Origin of the sequence: Acetobacterium sp. MES1 (assembly GCF_002237635.1) — a bacterium.
In the GTDB taxonomy this organism is placed as follows: Bacteria; Bacillota; Clostridia; order Eubacteriales; family Eubacteriaceae; genus Acetobacterium; species Acetobacterium wieringae.
Map to the genome: position 1 here is coordinate 42,006 of NZ_MJUY01000019.1, position 6,391 is coordinate 48,396.

The 6,391-nt window shown below is 48.1% G+C and carries 6 protein-coding genes; 4 read left to right on the plus strand and 2 right to left on the minus strand.

Going from position 1 to position 6,391, the window contains the following annotated elements:
- Nucleotides 1-207: 207 nt before the first annotated feature.
- The 4 genes from proB (at nucleotide 208) to BI182_RS07375 (ending at nucleotide 5,306) form a co-directional block, all read left to right on the plus strand.
- The gene (gene proB, locus BI182_RS07360) at nucleotides 208-1,014 is read left to right on the plus strand and encodes a glutamate 5-kinase (RefSeq protein ID WP_228879762.1); all 807 of its coding nucleotides are present in this window, start codon (nucleotides 208-210) and stop codon (nucleotides 1,012-1,014) included.
- A gap of 211 nt (nucleotides 1,015-1,225) precedes the next feature.
- A complete protein-coding gene (locus BI182_RS07365; RefSeq protein WP_070371374.1) occupies nucleotides 1,226-1,381 on the plus strand; it encodes a stress-responsive transcriptional regulator PspC in 156 nt (51 codons plus the stop codon).
- 8 nt (nucleotides 1,382-1,389) lie between these two features.
- Nucleotides 1,390-2,580 carry an MGDG synthase family glycosyltransferase gene (locus BI182_RS07370; protein WP_148637073.1) on the plus strand — a complete coding sequence of 397 codons (1,191 nt, stop codon included), beginning with the start codon at nucleotides 1,390-1,392 and terminating at the stop codon, nucleotides 2,578-2,580.
- Nucleotides 2,581-2,657: 77 nt separating this feature from the next.
- Nucleotides 2,658-5,306, plus strand: a complete 2,649-nt coding sequence (locus BI182_RS07375) for a valine--tRNA ligase (protein WP_286806588.1) — start codon at nucleotides 2,658-2,660, stop codon at nucleotides 5,304-5,306.
- A gap of 82 nt (nucleotides 5,307-5,388) precedes the next feature.
- On the opposite strand, the gene BI182_RS07380 is transcribed toward BI182_RS07375, so the two are convergent.
- Nucleotides 5,389-5,631 carry a hypothetical protein gene (locus tag BI182_RS07380; protein ID WP_286806590.1) on the minus strand — a complete coding sequence of 81 codons (243 nt, stop codon included), beginning with the start codon at nucleotides 5,629-5,631 and terminating at the stop codon, nucleotides 5,389-5,391.
- Nucleotides 5,628-5,846 (minus strand): hypothetical protein, encoded by a 219-nt coding sequence (locus BI182_RS07385; protein ID WP_286806592.1) that lies wholly within the window; start codon nucleotides 5,844-5,846, stop codon nucleotides 5,628-5,630. The genes BI182_RS07380 and BI182_RS07385 overlap by 4 nt, the downstream gene beginning before the upstream one ends.
- Between the last annotated feature and the right edge of the window lie 545 nt (nucleotides 5,847-6,391).

Here is a 6,391-nt window from a genome sequence, read left to right on the forward strand (position 1 = left end):
ATAATAATTAACTAGGATACACAAGACCATTACTAAAGTGCCGTAAGCTGATTGCCCAGTTTCCCACGAAACACTTTCTACACTGTACGGCGGACAGGCTGTCACCTGTTCGCCTACACGTTACGAAAGTGTTTGTGGAAACTGGACCTTCAGCAATATGGTTTATATTTTTTAAATGGCCGACTGGAACCAAGCTAGGAGATTAAGATGCGAGAAAAGATAAAAAACGCCACCACCATTGTAGTAAAAATGGGCACCACCTCGGTGACCCACCAAAATGGCACCCTGGATCTGCGAAAACTTGAGATTCTGGCCCGGGTGCTGACGGATCTGGAAAACAGCGGCAAAAAAATGGTGCTGGTTTCCTCCGGCGCCATCGGCGCCGGGATGAACCGGATGAAGCTGACCGAACGCCCCAAAACTCTAAAAGAAAAACAGGCCGCCGCCTCGGTGGGCCAGGGGCTTCTGATGCGGGTTTATCATAAATTCTTTGATGAATACCATCAGACCGTTGGCCAGATTCTTCTGACCAAGGATGTCTTTAAACATGCCATTAAGCGCAACAACGCCATGAACACCTTCCAGGCCCTGATTGCCGGGGGGATCATCCCGATTGTCAATGAAAATGACTGCATTGCCACCGATGAGATTCAGGAGGAATGCTTTGGCGACAATGATATCCTCTCGGCGATGACTGCCGACCTGGTCGATGCCGATCTTTTAATCATCCTTTCGGATGTGGATGGTCTCTACGATGACAACCCCGCTGTTAATAAAGACGCCCGGCTGATCCAGACGGTGGAGAAAATTGATAACGAGCTGATGAAAAGTGCCGGCAACACTGCTTCCTGTCTTGGCACCGGCGGCATGATCACCAAGCTGGGTGCTGCCAAATACGCCACCGACTGCGGCATTGATATGATTATCGCTTCCGGTGAAGACGTCAAGGTGCTCTATGAGATTCTTGACGGCGAAGAAATCGGAACGATTTTTTTAAGTGATTCACAACAGTAATAAAAATGAAACTGGCCGGTAATTGGGAAAGACTAGCACCGAACAAAAGTGCTTTGATGTCAGTTTTCACAGACATTTTTGTAACGTGTAGGCGAACAGGCGATAGCCTGTCCGCCGTACAGTGTAAAAAATGTTTCGTGCAAAACTGGCAGCGAAGCTCACGGTACTTTCGTAATTGTCAGCACATAAAAAAATAATACGGAGGTTTCTTATGTTAAAGAAAATATTAGTGGGATTTTCGGCTGTCATGGCCGGAATGTTAATGGTTTTTGGTGGCATCTATGTGGTTGAAAAACGCAAAGAAGAAGCCATGGGCGGCAAACTGATGCGGGTTAATTACAAGTTTACCAAAGAATTCGAAGACTAAGGCCCGCCATGTCAAAGGTATTTATTTTTACAGCGTCAACCGGTGCTGGCCACAATCTGGCCGCCCAGTCCTTAAAGGAATCTCTGGATGAAGCCGGCTATCAAACCGAAGTTTATGATGCCTTTAAAGAAACCAACGTCACCCTGGACCGCCTGATTACCAAAGGCTATCAGCAGATGGTGGTGAATGTACCCAAGCTCTACGAGCAGATGTACAATCAGTTCAATAACATGAACCGCTTTCAGCAGGGTATTTTTCAGGTGCTGACCCGGGTGATGAACCCCGATATCGTGCCCCTGATCAAGTCCGGTCACCCCGATCTGATCATCACCACCCATCCCTTTGTGACCAACGTGCTCGGTACCCTGAAAGAGCACCATGCCTTTGATGTCCCGGTGCTGTCGATTGTCACTGACTATAAAATTCATACCCTTTATCTTAAAAAAATGATTGACGCCTATATTGTCGGCAGTGAGTACACCAAAGAGACCATGGTCGAAAAAGGGGTAGCCGCCAACATTATCTATCCCTACGGGATTCCCATCCGCCAGACTTTTTTACAAAACAACCATCTGCAGCGTCAGGAACTGGTTGATGTGGCCGGGACAATCCTGCTGATGGGCGGCAGTCTGGGCAGTAAACAGATGGAAAAAGCCTTTACCTCGCTGATGAAGGTTAAGGAAAAAATCCGCATTATTGTGGTCTGCGGCAATAACAGCAAAATCGAAAAAGAAATCAGGGCCCATTATGCCCGGGAAAAAACCGACGATAAGCTTGTCGAGATCCACGGTTTTGTCAATAACGTCTCCGAACTGATGGATCAGTCTGATGCTATCATAACCAAGCCCGGGGGCCTGACCACCACCGAAGCGATAGTTAAAAACATTCCCATGATCATACCCTTTTACTATCCCGGCCAGGAAGAAGAAAACGCTGATTACCTGGTGGATGGGGGAATGGCCATCAAAGTGGACAAGATCAAAGATTTAACCTCAATGGTTGATTTTTTGTTTGAAAATAAATACATCATCAAACGTATGTCAGAGAATATGTCCGAGGAGGCCCAGAAACGCTCGATGACCAAAACCATCGAACTGTGTCACCGTCTGATTGCCGGTTATATCGAGAAAAAAGCCTTACCAGAACCCCAACCGGCCCTCTTTGACCCCTACAAAATTAAGGAAATAAAAGACCAATAGTTGGCAAGTGCGAAAACAGCGAAACTCACAAAACCTTGGCAATTGCCTAACGACCAATAAGAATAGCAGGTGCATATATGAAGAAAGAAATGTCAAAAACCTATGATCCCAAAGAAGTAGAAGATAAAACCTATGCCAGTTGGCAGCAAAAGGGTTATTTTAAACCGGAAGTCAATCCCGATGGCAAACCCTTTACGATTGTGATGCCGCCGCCTAACATCACCGGTCAGCTGCATATGGGCCACGCCTTTGACGGCACCCTCCAGGATGTCCTGACCCGCTACAAACGGATGGATGGCTATGCCGCCCTGTGGCTGCCGGGAACCGACCATGCCTCAATTGCCACCGAGGTTAAAGTGGTTGATAAACTCCGGGAAAAAGAAGGCAAAACCAAGCAGGAGATTGGCCGGGAAGCCTATCTGGAACGCGCCTGGGACTGGGCCCTGACCTACAAAACCCGGATCACCGATCAGCTCAAAAAACTGGGGGCCTCCTGTGACTGGAGCCGGGAACGCTTTACCATGGACGAAGGCTGCAGCCAGGCCGTTAACGAAGCCTTTGTCAATCTGTATGAAAAAGGCCTGATCTATAAGGGCAGCCGCATTATCAACTGGTGTACCACCTGTAAAACGGCCCTGTCTGAAGCCGAAGTGGAATACGCCGAACACCAGGGCAATCTCTGGCACATCCGTTACCCGCTGACCGATGGCGACGGCTATCTGGTGGTGGCCACCACCCGGCCGGAAACAATGCTGGGGGACAGCGGCGTAGCCGTTCACCCCGAAGACGAGCGTTATCAGCACTTAATCGGCGAAACCGTGATGCTGCCCCTGCTTGATAAAGAAATTATCATTGTTGCTGATGACTATGTCGATATGAGCTTTGGTACCGGGGTGGTTAAAATGACGCCAGCCCACGACCCCAATGACTACGAGGTCGGCCTGCGCCACAATCTGGAACAGATCCGGGTACTCAATGATGACGGTACGATGAATGAACTGGCCGGAAAATATGCCGGTATGGATCGCTATGACTGCCGTAAAGCCGTGGTCAAAGATCTGGAAGCGCTGGGGCTGCTCGAGAAAATCGAAGACCACCAGCATAACGTCGGCGAATGCTACCGCTGCTCCACCACCGTGGAAACCATGACCTCGGAACAATGGTTTGTTAAAATGGAACCACTGGCTGGCCCGGCCCTGGATGCCGTGCGTCAGCACAAAACTGATTTTATCCCCGACCGTTTCAGCAAAATTTATTACAATTGGTTGGAAAACATCCGGGACTGGTGTATTTCACGGCAATTGTGGTGGGGACATCGAATTCCGGCCTATTATTGCAACGATTGTGGGGAGATGGTGGTTGCCAAGACGGCTCCTGACCATTGTCCTAAATGCGGCAGCACCCACCTCACCCAGGATGAAGATGTTCTGGATACCTGGTTCAGTTCGGGCCTGTGGCCGTTCTCAACCCTGGGCTGGCCGGAAAACAGCGAGGACTTGAAGAAATTCTATCCCACCTCGGTGCTGGTTACCGGTTATGATATTATCTTCTTCTGGGTTGCCCGGATGATTTTTATGGGCCTCTTCGAAATGGGCGAAACCCCCTTTAAAGATGTCTATATCCACGGTCTGGTGCGGGATTCTCAAGGCCGCAAAATGAGTAAATCTCTCGGTAACGGCATCGATCCGCTGGAACTGATTGAGACCTACAGCGCCGATGCGCTGCGCTTTACCATCATCACCGGAAACTCGGCCGGTAATGATATCCGCTGGCAGGATGAAAAAGTCGAGTCCAGCCGGAATTTCCTAAACAAGATCTGGAACGCCGCCCGCTTTGTGCTGATGAATCTGGATGACAATATCATGGACAAAAAAGAAACGGCCATCGCTCATCTGGAAAACACCGACAAATGGATTCTGTCCCGGATGAATACCATCGTGGCCGAAGTCAACCACAACATGACCAAGTACGAACTGGGGATTGCCGCTTCCAAGATCTATGATTTTGCCTGGAGCGAATACTGCGACTGGTATATCGAGCTGGTAAAACCACGGCTCTACGGCGAGGAAGAAACAACCAAGGTCGCCGCCCAGTATACCCTGCGGGTGGTACTGGACACCATTTTGCGACTGCTCCATCCCTTTACCCCGTTTATCACCGAAGAAATCAACGGCTATCTGCCGGGCAGTACCGGCGATATTATGGTGGCTCAGTGGCCGCACTTTGATGACACCCTGGTCTTTCCGGAGGATGAAAAACAGGTCGAGTTCCTGATGGAAGCGATCCGCAGCATCCGGAACATCCGCGCAGAAATGGATGTGCCCAATTCCAAGAAGACCCAGTTATTCCTGATTTGTGATAATCCCGAGCACTTGACATTGATGGCCGACTCCCTGCACTATTTCCAGAAGCTGGCCTCAGTATCGACGATTCTGCCAATTACCAAAGCCGACATTCAGGAAAACTATGTCTCGGCCGTGGTGGAGGATTTAGAAATTTATATCAACCTCGACGAGCTGGTCGACAAGGAAAAAGAAATTGCCCGACTGGAAGCCGAGAAAAAGAAGCTCCAGCAGGAAATTGACCGGGTCACCCAGAAACTGGCCAACAAAGGCTTTACCGATAAAGCCCCGGAAAAGGTGGTTGAAGCTGAACGGGAGAAACAGAAAAAATTCCAGGAAACCATGGAAAAGGTGCAGGAACGATTGGATTATTTCAAGAAATAATCTCCTGACTTTTTCTCTACCCTTCATTTTTTTAATACAGCATTTAAACTATTAATCAAAACCCGGAACCGCTGAAATGATTTCAGTTCGGTTCCGGTTTTTTTGTCGTTATTGGCAGGGGCAGCTGCTCCGGCGCCAGGGCGGCCAGGTACTGGGCCGATTTAAGCTGACAAAAAGTCACCCCGTTATGGACAAATTGCAGTTCCAAGGGAAAGTCCCGGCTGTCCCGGGGGAGCTGCCGAAGGGTTTGCCAGCGGCAAAGGACAGCAAAACTAACGAAGCCCTCTGGACCAATTTTTAACTGATCTGCGAACAGAACAATCACGCTCGCCTCCGCAGCCGATGTCGGTCACGGAATTTAATCAGGTCAAAAAAATCATCCCCGGAATTGAGCCCCCCTAACAGGCGAGCCGATTCCTCTACGATGTCAACGGCGTTTCGGAATTTGAAGTCGATCTGGGAGCGTTTCAACTTGCCCCGCATATCCGCTTTTTCTTTATCACCGACCCCCATAGTCTGAAAATTCAGCTGATCGAACACCTCTCCTAAAGCCAAGAGCATAAAGATTAAATTTACGCATACCAACAACGATTTAGTAACCTTATTTATGCTACCGATCCGGAGGGAAATATTGTTGTAGCTGAAGCGGACGGTATCCGACATCAACTGATATACATTTAAAGTAAAATCATGTCACACTGTTTGCCACAGCTTGACAAGCTTGGCAATGCTTGTTACTATTGAATTAAAGTCACCTTTAATCAACCGAAATATCGACCACATTTGAAAATAGTTATGCACTAGCACCTGAAAATTAGTAAGGGAAACGATTATCAAAACAGGAAGGCTTGATTTATGAAAAATCTGAACAAGAAATTTACAAATAAATTTATCGGTGGTGCTAGAATAAAAATAGTACAAATCGAAATGAGAAAATCCAAAATTAATAAAAACATGGTACGATAAAAGAATCGTACTGAAGGAGGATCTCATTATGGCAAAACAACATGATAAACAATTCAAACTGGATGCAGTCCGGTACTATGAAGAACACAAGGAACTCGGTCTGCGTGGATGCGCTGAAA